This window comes from Haloarcula onubensis, from assembly GCF_031624605.1.
Classification (GTDB): Archaea; Halobacteriota; Halobacteria; order Halobacteriales; family Haloarculaceae; genus Haloarcula; species Haloarcula onubensis.
In genome coordinates, this window is sequence record NZ_JAMQOS010000002.1 from 357930 (window position 1) to 375904 (window position 17975).

General features: G+C 68.0%; 17 protein-coding genes. 7 read left to right on the plus strand and 10 right to left on the minus strand.

From position 1 onward, the window contains the following. Positions 1-23 precede the first annotated feature (23 nt). From NDI86_RS08605 to NDI86_RS08615, 3 genes are read right to left on the minus strand one after another with little or no spacing between them, the layout of a single operon-like run. Positions 24-578 carry a hypothetical protein gene (locus NDI86_RS08605; RefSeq protein WP_310900008.1) on the minus strand — a complete coding sequence of 185 codons (555 nt, stop codon included), beginning with the start codon at positions 576-578 and terminating at the stop codon, positions 24-26. A gap of 39 nt (positions 579-617) precedes the next feature. Further along, positions 618-1673, minus strand: a complete 1056-nt coding sequence (locus tag NDI86_RS08610) for a molybdopterin-dependent oxidoreductase (RefSeq protein ID WP_310900009.1) — start codon at positions 1671-1673, stop codon at positions 618-620. Between the two features lie 54 nt (positions 1674-1727). After that, positions 1728-2669 (minus strand): lamin tail domain-containing protein, encoded by a 942-nt coding sequence (locus tag NDI86_RS08615; RefSeq protein WP_310900010.1) that lies wholly within the window; start codon positions 2667-2669, stop codon positions 1728-1730. A gap of 76 nt (positions 2670-2745) precedes the next feature. On the opposite strand from NDI86_RS08615, the gene NDI86_RS08620 reads away from it, so the two are divergent. Further along, a complete protein-coding gene (locus NDI86_RS08620; RefSeq protein WP_417936252.1) occupies positions 2746-3636 on the plus strand; it encodes a CBS domain-containing protein in 891 nt (296 codons plus the stop codon). Here NDI86_RS08620 and NDI86_RS08625 read toward each other — a convergent pair whose 3' ends face one another. Further along, positions 3637-4686 (minus strand): nucleoside recognition protein, encoded by a 1050-nt coding sequence (locus tag NDI86_RS08625; protein WP_310900011.1) that lies wholly within the window; start codon positions 4684-4686, stop codon positions 3637-3639. Between the two features lie 282 nt (positions 4687-4968). Here NDI86_RS08625 and NDI86_RS08630 point away from each other — a divergent pair, with 282 nt between their 5' ends. The 5 genes from NDI86_RS08630 to NDI86_RS08650 all read left to right on the plus strand — a co-directional run bounded on the left by NDI86_RS08630 (position 4969) and on the right by NDI86_RS08650 (position 10142). After that, on the plus strand, positions 4969-6471 hold the full coding sequence (locus NDI86_RS08630; protein ID WP_310900012.1) for an extracellular solute-binding protein: 1503 nt from the start codon (positions 4969-4971) through the stop codon (positions 6469-6471). Position 6472: 1 nt separating this feature from the next. Further along, complete coding sequence (locus NDI86_RS08635) at positions 6473-7447, plus strand: carbohydrate ABC transporter permease (RefSeq protein WP_310900013.1); 975 nt, start codon at positions 6473-6475, stop codon at positions 7445-7447. Beyond that, positions 7447-8409 (plus strand): carbohydrate ABC transporter permease, encoded by a 963-nt coding sequence (locus NDI86_RS08640; protein ID WP_310900014.1) that lies wholly within the window; start codon positions 7447-7449, stop codon positions 8407-8409. The genes NDI86_RS08635 and NDI86_RS08640 overlap by 1 nt, the downstream gene beginning before the upstream one ends. A gap of 16 nt (positions 8410-8425) precedes the next feature. Further along, positions 8426-9733, plus strand: coding sequence for an ABC transporter ATP-binding protein (locus NDI86_RS08645; RefSeq protein ID WP_310900015.1), 1308 nt, complete (start codon positions 8426-8428; stop codon positions 9731-9733). Between the two features lie 85 nt (positions 9734-9818). Beyond that, a complete protein-coding gene (locus tag NDI86_RS08650) occupies positions 9819-10142 on the plus strand; it encodes a DUF7130 family rubredoxin-like protein (RefSeq protein ID WP_310900016.1) in 324 nt (107 codons plus the stop codon). Between the two features lie 28 nt (positions 10143-10170). Here NDI86_RS08650 and NDI86_RS08655 read toward each other — a convergent pair whose 3' ends face one another. Together NDI86_RS08655 and NDI86_RS08660 are read right to left on the minus strand one after the other, a co-directional pair. Next, entirely contained in the window at positions 10171-10689 is a 519-nt protein-coding gene (locus tag NDI86_RS08655; protein WP_310900170.1) for a magnesium transporter, read from the minus strand. 43 nt (positions 10690-10732) lie between these two features. After that, a complete protein-coding gene (locus tag NDI86_RS08660; protein ID WP_310900017.1) occupies positions 10733-11311 on the minus strand; it encodes a magnesium transporter in 579 nt (192 codons plus the stop codon). 479 nt (positions 11312-11790) lie between these two features. On the opposite strand from NDI86_RS08660, the gene surE reads away from it, so the two are divergent. Then, positions 11791-12663, plus strand: a complete 873-nt coding sequence (gene surE, locus NDI86_RS08665) for a 5'/3'-nucleotidase SurE (RefSeq protein ID WP_310900018.1) — start codon at positions 11791-11793, stop codon at positions 12661-12663. On the opposite strand, the gene NDI86_RS08670 is transcribed toward surE, so the two are convergent. From NDI86_RS08670 to NDI86_RS08685, 4 genes are all read right to left on the minus strand, one after another. Continuing rightward, positions 12664-14499 (minus strand): bacteriohemerythrin, encoded by a 1836-nt coding sequence (locus tag NDI86_RS08670; protein WP_310900019.1) that lies wholly within the window; start codon positions 14497-14499, stop codon positions 12664-12666. It abuts the gene before it with no gap. A gap of 70 nt (positions 14500-14569) precedes the next feature. After that, positions 14570-15958 (minus strand): signal recognition particle protein Srp54, encoded by a 1389-nt coding sequence (locus NDI86_RS08675; protein ID WP_310900020.1) that lies wholly within the window; start codon positions 15956-15958, stop codon positions 14570-14572. Between the two features lie 257 nt (positions 15959-16215). Beyond that, positions 16216-17028 (minus strand): manganese catalase family protein, encoded by an 813-nt coding sequence (locus tag NDI86_RS08680; RefSeq protein ID WP_310900021.1) that lies wholly within the window; start codon positions 17026-17028, stop codon positions 16216-16218. Positions 17029-17275: 247 nt separating this feature from the next. Further along, positions 17276-17923, minus strand: a complete 648-nt coding sequence (locus tag NDI86_RS08685) for a methyltransferase domain-containing protein (RefSeq protein ID WP_310900171.1) — start codon at positions 17921-17923, stop codon at positions 17276-17278. Between the last annotated feature and the right edge of the window lie 52 nt (positions 17924-17975).

Sequence of the window (17975 nt, forward strand, 5' to 3'; positions counted from 1 at the left end):
ACGCGTCACTCTCTCCGCCTGTCTCACTCCTCCGCCAGGTAGACGCCGGCTTTCGGATGCTGGTCCGCGTCCTCCACGAGTCGGCCGTCGTCGCGGCCGGATTCGATGGCGGCCTTGGCCGACCGACGGCTCAGCCCGCCGACGACCGTCATGACGTCGATGAGCTGGTCCTCGTTGACGCCCTTGCGGCCGCCGGCCGCGTTGTTGAGTACCGACGGGGCCTCCGCCTCGAAGAACCGGATGTAGGCCGCGGGGTCGCGCTCGCCGCCCAGCCGGTCGTGCCACGTCGCCGGGTACTGGCTGATGCGGTCGTCGCCGAGTTCGTACAGGCGACCGGTGTCGTCGACCCAGCTGTCGGACTCGGTGAGGCGCTCGGCTATCGTCTCCTCGAACGTGTCGACGTCGAAGCTGCTGTCCTCGCGCTCGGCCAGTTCGCGGGCGTAGGCGTCGATAGCCTCGCGCGAGACGCCGGGCTGTTCGTCGTGGTGCCGTTCGAGGATGTCGAGGAGCTCCCTGCTGCCGAGGGCGTCGCCCTCGTGGACGATTTCGTCGACCGCCTCCTGGTCGGTGTTCACCATGCCGGCGGTACTGTCGGCTAGTTGATAAATGGGTGGCTTTCAGACGCCACTGAGGAAGATGGCCAGCCACTCCCCGACCTCGCGGCGCTCGGTCACGCGGACCGACTCGACCCACTTCACCCACTGGAACCCCCGGCGGCCGGGCGCGACAAGCCGGAGGGGGTAGCCGTGACCGTGGGAGAGCACGTCGCCGTCGACGCGGGTAGCGAGCAGAGCGTCGCGGGCCGCCTCGATGGGGAGGCTCCACCGGTAGCCCGTCACGGAGCGAAACTGCACCCACGCGGCGGCGTCGTCGGGGTCCGCGGCGTCGAGCAGGTCGCCCACGCGCACCCCCTGCCAGTCGTGTTCGGAGTACCAGCCGCTCGTACAGTCCAGCAGCGCCCGCCCGCTCGCGCCCGTGGGGAGGTCCGCGAGGTCGTAGGCCGTCCCGTTCGCCACGCGCCCGCCGACGGTGAGCGTCCAGTCGGCGGGGTCGACGGGGTCGGGGTCGTCCGCGACCCAGCTCGTCACCGGGAAGCGGTTGCCCGCGTCGCTACCCTCCTCGCGGGAGCCGGTGAAGCGCCGGTCGGCGCCGGCGGTGTCGAGCGCGTCGTTGACCGGCCCCTGGAGCCGCCAGACGACCGCGCCAGTCGCGACGAGGCCGGCGTAGCGGATGGCGTCGCGGCGACCGTGTCGCATCGCGGTCGCGGGGGAGTGGACGCGATAGCGCAGGTGGGCCAGCAACAGCGGCGCGACGAGTAGCCCCAGCGCGGTGTGGAGGTGAAAGAGGCCCCACGGGCCCAGGTCGAGCGAGCCGCCGAATAGCCACCAGACGCCGGTGACGAGCGCCCCGGTCGCGTCGACCGCGAGCGCGACCGAGAGCACCCGCGCGCCGGTCAGGCGCCCGGGGGCGACTCGGTGGCGGACCCGCCACAGCTTGACGGGCAACAGACAGACGAGGACGATTCCGGAGACGGCGTGGAGGTCGATGACCCACGCAGCGGCGACCGTCCCGACGAAGATGGTCCCGATACCCGTCGCCAGGAGCGTGGCGACGGCGACGAACAGCCCCCAGTCGACGGCCCGCGGCGAGGGGGTGTACCGGCGCCAGTCCATACCGACCCGTGGCGCTGGACGGGCTTAGTACGCCCGCTGGTGCGGGCGAGTGACTCAGTAGGCCCGCTGCAGTGCCACGTCGCCGCCGTCCGTCCGGACGGTGACGGTGTCGCCGCCGTTGTTCCAGACCGCGCCGCTCGCGCCCCAGTAGCGCGCCGTCGCCGTGTCGGTCCCGCTGCCGGTGTGGAGGGTCACGCGCTCGCCCGGCGCGAGCGAGTACTCCCCGAAGGCGTAGCTGTGCCCCGCGGCGTCGGTGACGGTCCAGCCGGACAGCGCGAGCGACTGGTCGCCCCGGTTCGCGAAGACGAGGTACTCGTCGTTCAGGTTCTCGTTGTCGTTGCCGGCGGCGTCTTCGTGTATCTCGACGAGCGCGAGCCCCGAGGGACTCGCCGTCGCCGTGGGCGTCGTCCAGTCGGCCGCGTCGGGGTCGGTACAGCGCCAGAGGCCGCGCCGGTCCTCGCGGGCGCTCGTCTCGGCGCTCGTGAACGACTCCTGTCGGCTGAACTCGCTGTCGTAGACGCGGGCGCGGCCGGACGCGACGAGCCGGTAGTTGAACAGGCGGTCGTCCACGACCACGTAGGCGAGCAAGCGGTCGTAGTAGCCCCGCCGGTCGAGGTTGGGGTCCGTGGCGATGCCGATGCTCCGGCCGAGCAGGCGGTCCTTGGCGAAGTTCGACGCGTTGATCCCCGCACTCCGGAGACAGTCCTCGCCGGCGGCGGTGTCGGGGACGCCCTCGAACTCCGAGGGGTCGTTCTCGGTGTGGACCTCCGGCGTGTCGACCCCGACCAGCCGGACGGTGTCGCGGGTGCCGTTGCGGTACTCGACGCGGATCGTGTCGCCGTCGACGACGGCGGTGACGCTGACCCGGGTGAGGTCGTCGGGAACGTCGGCTGCCGTCCCCGTCGGGGCGGCGCCGTCGCTCCCGGTCGGGACGAGGCCGCCACAGCCCGCGAGCAACACCAGCGCGACCACGACTTCGACGCGACGGCCTGTCATCGTCGGACCGAGGGCGGCCACCTACAACACGCTGTCGGGCGGAGAGTTATGCCACTGGCCCGAGCAGTTCCAGCCGATGCTCGCCCTGCACGTCAGTGAGGTCATGCAGACGCCGGCACGGACCATCACCCCCGAGAGCTCCGTCGTCGAGGCCGCGACGCGGCTCCGAGACGAGGGCATCGGCTCGCTCGTCGTCGAGCGCGACGGGGAGTGTGTCGGTATCGTCACCGAGAGCGACATCGTCGCCGTCACCGCCGAGGAGGGCGACACGCGCAAGCTGACCGTCGGGGACGTGATGGCGACGGCGCTCGTGACCGTCGGGCCCGACGCACCCATCGAGACCGCCGTCGAGCGCCTGCGCACCCACGGTATCAAGAAACTGCCCGTCGTCGAGGACGGCGAACTCGTGGGCATCGTGACGACGACGGACATCTCGCGGTACGTCCCCCACATCACCCGGCCGAAACTGTCGACCGAGTCCCACCCCGAGCGCCGTCGCTTCACGCGCCCGGACACGCTGTACGAGGACGACGACTGGGAGTTCGACAGCTACGGCGTCGCCGACGGCATCGACGTGGGCGACCACGTGCGCTTCTCGAAGACGCTCTCGGAGAGCGACGTGGAACGCTTCGCCGAGATAAGCGGCGACACCAACCGACTCCACCTCGACGACGGGTTCGCGGAGGGGAGCCGGTTCGGCCGCCGCATCGTCCACGGGACGCTCGTCTCCGGTATCATCAGCGCCGCGCTGGCTCGGCTCCCGGGACTGACCATCTACCTCTCGCAGGAGCTTTCCTACCGGGGCCCGGTGGATATCGGCGACCGCGTCACCGCCCACTGCGAGGTGGTCGAACAGCTCAAAGCGGACCGCTTCCGACTGTCGACGGCCGTCGACGACGGCGACGGCGAGACGGTCGTCGAGGGCGAGGCCGTCGTCATCTCGGACCCGATTCCGGACAGTGCCTAATCAGGGCACCAGTAGGAAGACGAGCGCCAGCGCAATCCACCCTATCTTCAGCCCCGTGTTCACCGCGATGACCTTCGAGCCAAAGTCGCGGCCCCAGATGCCGTACTGGAAGGGGATAGAGCGTTTGAACGTCGAGACGGCGAAGGAGACGATGCCGCCGACGAGCATCGTCGCCACCGCGGTCCGAGCGGTGAAGGTGCCGTTCTCGACGAGCGGCGCGATGACGACGGCGCCCGAGGTGGTATCGAGCGCGAAGGCCGCCACCACCGGAACGGCCGCGCCCGGCAGGCCGAGCAGGCCGGTCAGGCCGTCGGCAGTGACCGAAAGTGCCTGTCCGGAGCCGCCGGCGAGTGCGAGAATCTCCTCGGAGTAGGCCACCAGCAGGGCGACGACGACGTAGATGGCGGCCAGCCGCGGGAGAACGTCGCCGAGCTTCTCGCCGGTCTCGCCGAGGGCCTCGCGCACGCGGTCCCGGTTCGCGCCGTCGTCCACGGCCGCTCCGGTGTCGTCCACCGCCGCACCGCCGTCCGTCGTCGGTCCCTCGGCCATCGCCGCGTGGTCGACGTTCGAGCCATCGAGCAGGACGGCGCCGGCGGCGATACCGGTCAGCGTGATAGCCAGCGCGACGAGTCCCCGCGTCGTCACGTAGAGCACGCCCACGCGGGCGCCCAGGATGGGGATGAGGATGGGGGCATAGAACGTGACGATGTGCTGGGCGAAGCCAAAGAACGTGTTGATGGTCACCGCCACGAGGGTCGCGCGGTCGTCGAGGACGCCGGAGTCGCGGAAGTCGGCGAGCATCCCGTAGCCGGCCGTCGGCGAGGCCGTCGTCGTCAGGATGGCGGTGCCGACCTCGTCGGGGAGGTTGGCCGGGCCGGTGAGATACTGCGAGACGACGGCTATCTTCTCGACGAGGCCAAAGGCGACCGCCAGGTTCGCGAGGAAGACGCCTATCGAGAGGAAGACGGCGATTCGCAGGACCCGAACGAGGACGTCGGAAAGCAGCGCGACCAGCGAACTCACGCGGCGTAGTTGGGCCGAGAGCGCCATAGGAGCGTCGGTCTCGCCGCCCCGGAGCGTTGGGCCCGCCGGCTTGCGCTGGCAAGCTATCGACGGCGACGGACGCTGGCTCGCTGCAGACGGACGCTACCGACCCTGTCTCAGAGCCGAAACCTCGATGCGAGACCATGTCGGACTGTCTGGGGCCAGACAGCGGGCCGGGAGCCTGCCAGTGCAAGCGGGTCCTGCAACATGGTAGCGATTGTTATACACCTGAGGTAGTGATAGCGATGGGAACATCCTCTGACCGACCAGACGTGTCGCACAACAACTATGGCTGACGGCGACCGGTCGCGGGGCGTCGACCGACGCCGGTTCGTGAAGGCGCTCGGCGCCACCGGGCTGGCGGCCAGTGGCGGCCTCGCGGGCTGTCTCTCGCGGGGCGCGAGCGGGCCACAGACGATACAGGTCGCGGCCAACACCGACTTCAAGTCGAACGTCGGGAAGATAGAGTCGAAGCTCCACGAGGTCGGCCTCTCGGAAGACATCGAGATTTCGGCCATCGCGGGCGTCTCCTCGTCGGGGGCGCGCAAACAGCAGTACAACCGCTGGCTGTCGGGCAACTTAGAGCAGCCGTCGCTGTTCATGATGGACAGCGGCTGGACGATACCGTTCATCCTGCGCAAGCAACTGGTCGACATCTCCGAAATTCGGCCCGAACTGGCCAACAAGATACAGAACGAGTACTTCGAGACGTTCGTCCGGTCTATCGAGGACCGGACCGGCGGGCTCTACGGGGTGCCACTCTTTCCCACCACGGGGACGATGCTCTACCGGAAGGACCTCGTCAAAGAAGCCGGATTCTCGCCGGAGCGGAACAACTGGGCCACCGAGCCACTCACCTGGCAGAAGTTCTCGCGGGTGACGAAAGAGACGATGGACGCCACGGACACCCGGTGGGGCTTTTCCTTCCAGGCAAACGCCTACGAGGGGCTGGCCTGCTGTGACTTCAAGGAGTTCACCGGCTCCTGGGGCGGTTCGTACTTCGGCGAGAAGGACAACCTCTTCGGGCCGGTCGGCGAGCGTCCCGTCACCGTCGACAGCGACCCGGTGGTGAACGCGACCCGGATGGTGCGGACCTTCATCGACGGCGACGCCGACAACGCGCTCGACTCGGTCGCCGGCGACATCTCCCCGCGAGCGGTCCTCCAGTGGCAGGAGGCGACATCGCGACGGCCCTTCGCGAACGGGAACGTCGTGATGCACCGGAACTGGCCCTACGCTATCGCGCTCGACGGCGCGGAGGACGCGTTCGGTCGTGACCTCGGCGTGATGCCGATTCCCTACGGTGTCACGGAACAGGAGGCCAAATACGACGGCTACGGCGGCACGACGTCGTCGCTTGGCGGCTGGCACATCACGCTCAACCCCAGCACGCCAAAGCGGGAGCCGGCGCTCGAAGTGATGGCGGCGCTGACCGAACCGGAGATGCAACTGTTCCTCTTCGAGTTGCTCGGCTGGCTCCCGCCGCGGCCGGCGCTGTTCGAGACCGAGCGGATGAAAGACGTGCCCGTGATGGGCCGCTACGTCGACACGCTGAAGCTGACGGCGGAGAACTCGACCCCGCGGCCGGTGACGGTCGCGTGGCCACAGGAATCCACGAAGATAGCACAGCAAGTCAACGCCGCACTCAGCGGCGACGGGACTCCCACCCAGCAGATGCAGACGCTCAAAGGACAACTGCAAGCAATCGAGGACGCATCGGAGCGCAAAGACGCCGCGGGCGGCGGTGGCGGACAGCCCGCGTCGGGCACCGCCACCTCGGGAGGCGGGTGAGATGGCCACCGAGACCGGTTCTGGACAGTCCGTCTCGCTGACCTCTCCGGGGAGCTGGGTCGAGAGCCTGAGCGACACCCAGTTTGCCTACCTACTGTTGACGCCGTGTCTGCTGGTCTTTGGCGTCATCGCGTTCTGGCCGCTCTTCCGGACGTTCCAGATGTCCCTGCACGCCGACCTGCTGTACGGCGCCGAGCGCCTCGGCCCGTTCGTCGGCCTGGAGAACTACGTCGAACTCCTCACCGGGGAGCGCAACGCCGCCCTGCCCCGGCCCTTCTTCGACCCGAACCAGATATTCACGAGCGCGCTCACGGTGACCATCATCTTCACCGTCGTCAGCGTCTTCTTCGAGACGCTGCTTGGCTTCGGGCAGGCGCTCATCCTCAACCAGGAGTTCCGCGGTCGGCGCTGGGCGCGGGTCGCCATCATCCTCCCGTGGGCGGTGCCAATCGTCATCCAGGGGATGATTTTCTTCCTGCTCTTCCAGCCCACCATCGGCTTCCTCGTGGAGCCACTCAACCAGTTGGGCATCTTCTCGTCGACGCCACAGGCCAACAGCCTCGACTCGCTCATCATCGTCATCGTCGCCGACGTCTGGAAGACCTCGGCCTTCATGGCGCTCATCATCCTCGCCGGGTTGCAGAGCATCGACCGGTCGCTGTACGACGTTGCCGACGTGGCGGGGGCCTCGAAGTTCGAGCGCTTCCGGACCATCACGCTGCCGCTGGTGTTGCCGTCGGTGCTGGTCGCGATGCTGTTCCGGACCATCGGCGCGATGCGGGTGTTCGGCCTCATCGAGACCGTCTCCTCGTGTAGCACCGTCCCGTCGCTGTCCTGTCTGGTCATCCAGGCGTTCAGTTCGAGCCGATACGCGTCGGCCGCGACGGTGGCGTTCGTGACGGCGGCCATCATCGGTCTCGTCGTCTCGGTGTACATCGTGAAGTTCGCCGACGTCGAGGGCGGAGGTGGGTTCTGATGGGTACCGAGACCCAGAACCGCACGACGAACGCGACCGAATCGGAGGACAAGAGCTTCGTCCAGCGGTGGGCCAGCGGCAGCATCTCGAACCCGGAGCGGACCTACAAGGTGCTGTTCTACATCGTCACCATATCCTTCCTGGTGACGACGCTGTTCCCGTTCTACTGGCTCGCCGTCGTGGCGCTGACGCCACAGGGCAGCCTCACGAACGTCGGACTGTTGCCCAACGGCTTCAACCCCAGTGCGTTCGTCGAGGTGTTCACGACGGTGCCGTTCCACATCTACATGCTCAACAGCGTCATCATCGGACTGTTGACGACGGCGCTGGTGCTGGTGCTCGCGAGTCTGGCGGGCTATGCCTTCGGGCGCTTCGAGTTCCCGGGCCGGACCCCGCTCATGCTCATCTTCCTCGCCATCAGCTACTTCCCCCCGGCGGCGTTCCTGCTGCCGCTCTTTAACCTCTTTACGGCGAACATCACGTTCTTCACGCTGCCCGGCGGGAGCGAAGTCACGAGCCCGATGCTGTTCAACGGGCCCGGCGCGATGGTGTTGCCCTACACCGCCCTGTTCCTGCCGCTGTCTATCTTCATCCTGACGACGTTCTACAGCCAGATTCCCGACGGGCTGGAAGACGCGGCCCGCGTGGAAGGGAACACCCGTCTGGGCGCGCTGTTCAAGGTCATCATGCCGCTGTCGGCCCCCGGTGTCGCCACCGCGGGCGTGCTGACGTTCATCGCCGTCTACAACGAGTACTTCTTCGCGTTCCTGATGACCGACGGTCGCGTGCAAAACTGGGGCACCATCGTCTGGGGCCTGCTCAGCTACCAGGGCCGGTACCAGACCTCGTACAACCTCATGGCCGCGGCGAGTCTGGTGGGGGTCATCCCCATCGCCATCCTCGTCGTCATCGCACAAGAGAAGATTGTCAGCGGGTTGACCGCTGGCGGACTCAAAGAATGACACGGAGAATCCACTAATGGGAGACGTAACGTTCGACGACGTTCGCAAGGAGTACGACGACACGACCGCAGTCGAGGGCCTCGACATCGACATCCAGGACGGCGAGTTCGTCACGCTCGTCGGCCCGTCGGGCTGTGGGAAATCCACCTCGCTGGAGACGGTCGCGGGGCTGACAGAGCCCACCAGCGGGTCGGTCTACATCGACGACGAGAACGTGACCGGCCGGCCGCCGAAGGACCGCGACATCGCGATGGTGTTCCAGAACATCGCGCTGTTTCCCCACATGGACGTCTACGACAACATCAGCTACGGCCTGCGCCTGCGGGACACCGACAGCGACGAGGTCGACCGCCGCGTCGACGAGGCCGCCGAGATGGTCCAGATGCAGGGGATGTTAGACCGTATGCCCGACGAGATGTCCGGCGGCCAGCAACAGCGCGTCGCCATCGCCCGCGCCATCGTCCGCGAGCCGGCGGTGTTCCTGATGGACGAGCCGCTGGCGAACCTGGACGCGAAGCTCCGGGTCCACATGCGGACCCAACTGCAGGAGCTCCACCGGGAACTCGACACGACAATCATCTACGTCACCCACAACCAGGAGGAGGCGATGACGATGTCCAGTCGCATCGCGGTGATGAACGAGGGCGAACTCCAGCAGTTCGACGAGCCCCTCGAGTGTTACTACCACCCGAAGAACCGCTTCGTCGCCGGCTTCATCGGCTCGCCCTCGATGAACTTCATCGAGGGCCGGCTCACCGAGGACGGCGTCGAGACGGACCACTTCACGCTGGCCGTCGACCGCGAGTTACCCGACGCCGAGCTCGGTCAGGCGGTGACCGTCGGCGTCCGGCCGGAGGACATCACCCTCGCCGACAGCGCGACCTTCGAGACCGACTCCGGGCCGGTCGACACCCAGGACGAGAGCGAGTTGGACGGGGCCTACTCCGACCCGATAGATGTCGTCACCGACGTGCTGGAACCGGTCGGCGACGACATCTACGTCTACACGCGCTTCCCCGACGCGGGCGAGAGCGGCGCCTCGTCGGCCGCGCCGGCAGGGTCCGACGGGCAGGCGGCGGCCGACGCCGAGGCGGACGGACACACGGAGGCCGGCGAGAACGCGAGCGAGGAGCGACTCCTCATGAGCATCCCGCCGATGCCGGACATGTCGACCTACGAGGCCGAGGGCCAGCGCACGCAGATCGTCCTGAACCTCGATATGGTCCACCTGTTCGACGGCGAGACCGGCGAGGCTATCACGCACGGGCTCACGTCCGAGACGGTGAGCGACCACGGCACGTCCGCCAGGGCCGAAAGCGACTAGCCGACGCCGCTCTCACCCCGCTCGGTTCTCGGGACTTGCACCTTCAAGCACCAGCGTTGCCACGCCGGGCCCGATAGCACGGTCGATGGACGACACCCAGTCGACAGCCACGGACGTCTCGGTCGAGCGCAACGAGGAGATATTCAACGACGACGGCCAACTCGTCGGCGTCGTCGGCGACGCGACCGACGAGGGATTCGTGGTCGAGACGGTCGCCTCGGCGGCCGTCGAACACGGCGACGCGGCGGCCAGCGAGGAGGACGAACCCGGCCAGACGTTCGGCGAGGGCTACATCATGTGGCGCTGTACGGAGTGTGGCGAGATGGGCGAACTCGACGACGGCCTCCCCGAGGCGTGCCCGAACTGCGGCGCGCCCAAAGAGGCCCTCGCGAAGGCACGCGAGGACTGAGCGCCACCGCTCGCCCGGTTCCGACCGGCTACACCAGCACCCTGACGGCGCCGAAGAGAACGAGGACGCCCAGCACGTCACAGACGTTCGTCACGATGGGGATGACCACGTCGTCTGGGTCGAGTTCGAACCGGTAGGCGGCGTAGGTCGTTATCGTCGTGACGGCGACGGCCAGCGCCGCGAGTACGACGCCGCTCGCGAGCGCGACCGCGACGACCGTCAGGGCCGCGAGTTCGCTCCCGCCCAGCAGCGTCTGTAACAGCCACGCCCCGACGCCGACGGCGGGGAAGACGGTGACCGCGAGGGCAATCGTGGCGACGGCGTTGCCCAGCAGGCGGTCGTCGGCCGCGTCGAACGAGAGCAAGCCCAGATGCAGTGCCGTCGAGAGCCGCGCCGCGAGGATACTGCCGAGATTGCCGGCCATCCCGATGGTGACCGGCACGAGCACGAGCAGCGTCGGGTACCGGAGCAGCGTCCCCTCGAACGTATCGAGGACGATGCCGCTGCCGAGTTCGATGGTCGTGAGGACCACGAGCACGGGCAGCATCCGGCGGACGATGCCCCGAACGGTCCAGGCCGACGCCGCCACGCTACCCACCTCCCAGCGCGAGCACGATACGGGTCGACACCAGCAGCGTCGCGATGCCGACGACGTCGCCCGTCGTCGTCACGACCGGCCCCGCGAGCGTGTCCGGGTTCAGCCCGCGTCGGTAGCCCACGAAGACGACCGAGACGACCGCGACCGTCAGCAAGACACCGGAGATAAGCCCCGCCAGCAGCGCGATGGCCACCATCGTCGCCAGCGGCGCCGCGGGCCGGTCCAGAACTGCCAGCAGCGCGACCGCCAGGACGGCGGCGATGGCGCTGACCATGACGCCGTTGGCCAGCGCCGCCGCGACGGCCGCGTTCACCCGCTCGTCGTCCGTCGAGAACGTCGGGTCGACCAGCCCCTGGTGCAGCGCCGACCCCAGCCGCGCCCCCAGCGACCCGTAGACGTTCCCCCGCGTCGCCAGCAGCGCCGGGACCAGCACGAGCAGGCCCGCAACCTGCTCAAGTTCGGCGTCCATCCCCCCGAGAACCACGCCCGCGAACAGTCCGCCGGCGGCACTGAGCGCCAACACGGGGAGTGACTCCCGGTAGGCCTGCTGGGCCACCTCGCGGACGGTCATTACGACACCCAAGCGTATCCAGTCGCAAAAAGCACCCGTGTTCGACTCTGGAATCGACGCGAGTGATACCGTGACCACTACGGATACTACTCTGGCTACGGCTGTAAGCGAGACTGAGAGCCAGAAAGCCCCCGCGCTCTCGGCTTTGGTTCGCGGGCCGAAGGCCCGCTCACCAAGACGAGGGACCTGCGGTCCCTCGCGAACTGCGACTCGCTGCGCGCGCTCGTTTCACTCGCGTGCTTGCTTCGTCTCGAACGCCGAGAGCGCGGCCCCTTTCAGTCCCACCCGTAGCTGTTTGACCAGCCGGCATGGGGGGCTGAGCGAAGCCGGAGGCTTCGCGAGGGTTTGGAGACGCGAAGCGTCCCCAGGGACTGAAAGAGTCGGGGCTTTCTGGCTGTTCGTAACGCCGTTAGAACCATCGACGGTCACCGTTGCTAGCGACCGAAGTGTTCACACGGGCTGGCGCCTACCACGGAGTAATGAGCGAACCACGGGTGTTGCTGACGAACGACGACGGCATCGACGCGGCGGGGTTGGCGAGCTGTTACGAGGAACTCCGGGCGGTCGCGGACGTGACGGTGGTCGCGCCGATGGACAACCAGAGCGGGGTCGGGCGGACCCGGAGCCACCGGACAACCGTCGAGTCCCACCCCTGGGGGTACGCGCTGGACGGCACGCCCGCCGACTGCGTGGCCTACGGGCTCCGGGGCCTCGACGCGGCGTTCGACCTCGTGGTCTCGGGCTGTAACCACGGCCCCAACGCCGGCAACTACGTGGTGGGCCGCTCGGGGACGGTCGGCGCCTGCGTCGAGGCCGGCTTTCTGGGGACACCGGGCATCGCGGTGTCGGCGTACCACTGCGAGGACTTCTTCGTCCACCCGGCGGACGACTACGACTTCGACCGGCCGGCCCGCGTCATGACCGAGGTCGTGGTCCGGGCGCTGTCGGGCGATATCTTCGACACCGCCGACTTCCTGAACCTGAACGTCCCCGTCGACGTGGCAGACCCGGAGATGCGCCTGACCGAACCCTACCACGACTACGACCTGCGGGTCGAACACGACACGGAGACGCCGGGCGACGAACAGGCCACCCAGGGCACCGTCGGCGACATCGCCCTGCGGGACGTGGTCTGGCCCGACACCGCGGGGTGGGAGAACCCCTTCGAGAGCGACGCGGACCTCGCCGAGCGCTACCCCGAGGGCAGCGACCGCCGGGCCATCGTCGAGGGCGCGGTCAGCGTCTCCCCGCTGACGGCCCCCGCCGTCGGCGTCACGACGAGTGCGCTCGAGACCATGGTCTCGGAGTTCAACGAGAGCGGCGCGGCACGCGAGCGGGCCGGCGGCCAGTAGTTACTGTTCCAGGGGCGCCTCGTCGTGCTCTCGAAGGCGTCCCTCGTCGTCGAAGCGCCCCCGGACGCCGGTCGTGTACCACTCGCCCGCGCTCGTGCTGGCGGCCACGTCGCTGGTCTCCCAGTAGGCCTCGACGACGTGGGCGCCGCGGACGGCTAACTCGTCGGCCTCGGTCACTGCTACCTCCGTCCCCGGGAGCGGCGTCCCCAGCGCCTCGGGCGCCCCGGAGCCGTACGGGGTCACACACCCCACTCCGGTGAGCTCCGGCGCGCCGTACACCTGGCTCACGGGGATACCGACGCCCCAGAGGAACTCGACCAGTTCGGCACCCACCGGGTCGGGGCCGGCGATGGCGAAGTCGAGGTCGGCGATTCCGAACGACTCCCGCAGCGGGCCGAAGACGACCCGTGCGGCCGCCGAGTCGGTCAGCGACCCGGTCGCGCCCTCGCGGAGGGCCCGCCCGCGGTCGACCGCCGCGCCGTCCGCCAGCCGGCGTTTCAGGCCGCCCATGTCGTCGATGGCCGCCCGGAGCGCGGCGGCGAGTCCCTCGTAGAACTCGGCGCGGCCGACCAGCACGTCGGGCTCGAGGGCGCTCAGTTCCGCCCGCAGGTCCTCGCCCGGGAGATACGCCGCTGTCGCTCCGCGGTCCCAGAGGTAGTACGTCGCCACCCGGGGGAAGAGGCGCGACAGCGGCCCCGGGCAGGTCCCCGTCGACCCGCGGGTGACCGGGAACTGCTCGCCGAGCATCGCCACGGCGGCGAGCAGGTTCCGATGGGTGACCGCACAGCCGAGCGTCCCCGTCTCCTCGTCGACCGGCGCCACGACCGTCGCCACGTCGTGGGGGTCGGCGTCGAAGCCGGGGAGGTGGTCGCGGTCGCCCGTCGGCAGGGCGTCCAGTTCGAACACCGTCCCGGCGGCCTCCCGTAGCGCCGCGCTCGCGCTGTCGTCGGCCACGAGCGTGTCGACGCCTGTCGTGGTCTCGACCGCCACCGCCCGCGTGTCCGCGGGGTCGATGGGGACCGACACGACGCCCGCGAGGTGACAGGCCAGGTCGACGACCGACCAGGCGTAGCCGGACCGGGCACAGAGCCCGAGCGTCGACCCCGGCGAGACGCCGGCCTCCAGCAGACCGCTGGCGACGGCCCACGCCTGGTCGTACAGGTCGCGAAACGTCCGGGTCGCGTAGCCGTCCCCGTTCGGGGCGTAGGCCACCGGTCTGTCGCCGTGGCGGTCGACCAGCCGGCCGAACCACTCGGCCATCGACCCCCGTGGGATGGAGACGGCGCCGCCGGCCCGGACGTCGCTGGCCAGTGTCACCTCGCCGTCGTCGTCGGCTGCGTAGGTCCGCTCGCCCTCCCGCTCGCTGTTGAGCTTCCCCGGCTGGTAGTCGTAGTCCTCGGGCACTTCCTGTCGGTAGTAGTGGCTGTACTTCTGGTCGACGTCGGGGCCCGCGATGTGGGCGTCGAGCCACTCCTTCGTGAACTCCAGGACGTCCGTCGTGATTGGTTCGCCGTTTTCGTGGCGCTCACGGAACTCCCCTACCGTCTCGACGAACTCCTCGTGGAACTCCCGGTGCTGGTAGAAACAGTCCGCACAGTCCATAGCGTAGCCACAGTCCTGCATGAACTCCTCCTCGTCGCCGAAGTGGTACTCCGTGTACCGCTCCAGTTCCTCCAGGATATCCCCGACCACGGCCTCGGAGTGACCCGCCTCGATAGCGACGTGCAGGTCGTTCAACAGGCCAAAGAGGTGTTTGTGCTGTTCGTCGAAGCGGTCGATGTCGGTGCTGTAGCGCTCGTCGCTCCACTCGATGAACTCACCCTCCGACTCTGCCATGTGACAGGATTTGGAATTTTCCCTGAAAAGTCCGGGCGGGGATTCCCAGCGGCTGAAAAGCCCGCGCCGCTCAGAACGGCCCCATACCGCCCATACCGCCCATCCCGCCGCCCTCGCCCTGCTGCATCTGTTTCATCATGCGCTCCATGTCGCCGTCGCCCATCCCCTGGAACTGCTTCAACATCTGGGACATCTGCTTGTGCTGTTCGAGCAGTTCGCGCACGCGCTCCTCGGGCTTGCCCGAACCCGCACAGATGCGCTCGGTCCGCTCCTGGCCGATGATGCGCGGGTTCTCTAACTCCTCCTCGGTCATCGAGTCCATGATGACGTCGAAATCGCGCATTCGCTCCTGGGTGACGTCCATCGCGTCGTCGGGCAACTGGTCCATCAGCCCGCCGCCCAGGCCGGGAATCATGTCCATCACCTGGTCGAGGGGGCCCATGTTGTTCATCGTCTCCATCTGCTTGCGCATGTCTTTCAGGGTGAAAGAGCCCTCGAGCATCTGCTCTGGGTCCCAGTCGTCCTCGTCCTCGCCCGTCTCCTGCATCGCCCGCTCGACGCGCTCGGTGAGCTGTTTCAGGTCGCCCATGCCCAGCAGCCGGGAGATGAAGCCAGAGGGCTCGAAGCGCTCGATGTCCTTGACCGTCTCACCGGAGCCGAGGAACGCGATAGTGGAGTCGGTCTCGTCGACGGCGGCCAGCGCGCCCCCACCTTTCGCCGTCCCGTCGAGTTTGGTGATGACGACGCCGTCGATGCCGATGGCCTCCTGGAAGTCCGCCGCCTGGCTCTTGGCGCTCTGGCCCATCGCCGCGTCCAGCACCAGCAGGTCCCGGTCGGGCTGGACCTCGTCCTCGATGCGTTCTATCTGCTCGATGAGCTCCTCGTTGAGCCCGTCCCGCCCCGCAGTGTCCACGATGCGGACGTCGGCCTCTTCGGTGGCCTCGAGCCCGTCGCGGGCGATTTTGACCGGGTCGTCCTCGTCGGGGTCGCCGTAGAAGTCGACCTCCGCCCGCTCGGCCATCTCCTTCGACTGGTCGTAGGCGCCGGGCCGGTCGGTGTCGGTCTGGATGATGGCCGGCCGCAGCCCCTTCGTCGAGAACCACCACGCCATCTTGGCGGCCGTCGTCGTCTTCCCCGACCCGTACAGGCCCGCGAGCATGATGGTCTGTTCCTCCAGAGGGAGGTCGGTGGACTCGCCCACCAGTTCGACCAGTTCCTCGTAGACGATGCGAAGCACCCAGTCCCGCGGCGTCGTGCCCGCGGGCGGGTCCTCCTCCAGCGCGCGGGTCTTGATGTTGTTCGACAGCTCCTGGACCAGCGCCACGTCGACGTCTGCCTGCAACAGCGACCGCTGAATCTCCTTGACGATGTCCTCGATGTCCTCCTCGGAGATGCGTGACTTCCCCCTGAGGTTGTCCAGCGTCCCCCGAAGGGAGCTTCCGAGATTGTCGAGTACCATTGTTACGGGTACGTACACCGCCACGCGGGTAAAGGCTTACCAACCACCTTTTTACTGCGGGGGGTTCGCGGAGCGAACCCCCGCTTGCAAAAACGTGGGCGAGCCGGAATCGCGGCCACGCCGCGATTCCGGGGAACCGGCGGCAAAGCCGCCGGATACTCTCCGTAACGGGCCTGCCCTTCCCCGTCGGCGCGGCACGGCGGCCGCGCCCGGCCACTGCGACCGCTACTACCCGTGACTCGCCACGCAGAGCGTCCTCAGTTGACTTCGTTGTGCATCTCGTCTATCATCTCGTCGAGGTCCGGTCGGCCGCCGCCGGGCTGCTGGGGGGTGTAGCTGAACTCGCCCTTGCCGTCCGGGGCGTCGCCCTGCGTCCACGGCTGGTCGGGCTCCTCGCGTTCCTCCCGGGTCGTGGACATGAACGTGTAGTTGTACTCCTGGTTCTCCTTTTCCTGGTCGAAGCTGTTCGGGACGGGGCGGTGCTCGCCGATGGCCTCGAGGGCGGCGTGCCACTGGTTCTGGTGCATCGTGTCGCGGGCGATGAGGTACTCCAGCATGTCCTCCATCCCGGGGTCGTCGGTGAACTCGTAGAGTCGCGTCGCGAGCAGTCGGCCGGTCGACTCGGCCATGATGTTGGCGTACATGTCGGCCGCGAGGTTGCCCGAGGCGACCACGTAGTTGCCGGTGAAGGCGTTGCCGTTGCTGTCGACGGGCATCGCGTGGAGGCCCGCGGAAAGCGCCTGTCGTGGCTGGCCCGAGCGCAGCATCTCGTCGATGACGGCGTCCTCGCGGGCGGCCTCGCGGGCCTCGTCGGATGCCCCTTCGAGGTTCTTCGAGACCGCCGTGGCGAGCATCTCGATGTGACCCAGTTCCTCCGTCGCGGTCTCCATCAGGAACTGCCGGATATCCTGTTTCTCCGCGGGGACGGCGAAGGCCTGGAACATGTACTGGAGGGCGACACGCATCTCGCCTTCGGCGCCGCCGATGGCCTGCTGGAGCAGCTTGGCGAACTTCGGGTTGGGCTCTTCGACCTCGACCTCGAACTGGAGTTCGTCGTCGTGGTAGAACACGCTCTAATCGACGCATAGCAGCCGAAAAAGCGGGATGCCTGCAGTTGCGAGTGGCGGCTGCGACGCTACTCCGGAACCTGGGCGATGGTCGTGATAGCGCGGGGGCTGCCACGGCCACCTTTTTCATCGTCGGGTGTCCTCGCGAGCTGTTGGCTCGCTGCGGGCACCCTCCTCGAAAACCGTGGGCGAAAAAGGCGCGAATCGCTGCGCGATTCGCGTGAACCGACTCGCTTCGCTCGTCGGACGCTCACTCCGGAACCTGGGCGATGGTCGTGATAGCGCGGGGGCTGCCCGGCCGGGACTGCTGGATGTGGTGTTCGAACTCGGTGAAGCCGGCCTCGCGGAACATCCGGTCGGCCTCGTCCTCGTCGTAGAACAGCATGATGGCGTCGGCCACCTTCTGGAAGACGGAGGAGTTGGGGTAGTCGGGGCCGACGATGAGGACCTGGCCACCGGGTTTGGCGATGCGGCGACACTCCGCCAAGGCGTCGACGGGGTTTGGCCAGTACTCGATGGAGCCCGAGGACCACACCACGTCGAAGGTGTCGTCTTTGAAGGGGAGTCGCTCCGCGTCGCCAAGGTGAAAGCGGACGTTCCCGTGCTTGCCGAACTTCTGGTAGGCTTTCGAGAGCTGGTGTGGGCTCTGGTCCAGCCCGTAGACGGTGTCGACCTCTTCGAGCAGGCCTTCGGTGGCGAAGCCGGTGCCACAGCCGATGTCGACCACCGTGTCGTCGGGCTCCAGCCCGAGCATGTCGATTGCCTCGTCGCGCATCCGCTCGTCCCAGACGAAGGGGTTGATCTGGTCGTACACCTTCGAGAGGTACTTGTAGAACGTCCGCGCCCGGGCCTTGTTCTCGAGGACTCCCATTGCTCGCGTTTGGGCCTGACTGGTGATAATTCCCCGGATTCTCTCCCGCGTTCGGCCCCAGAGACGCGTCGGTCGACGC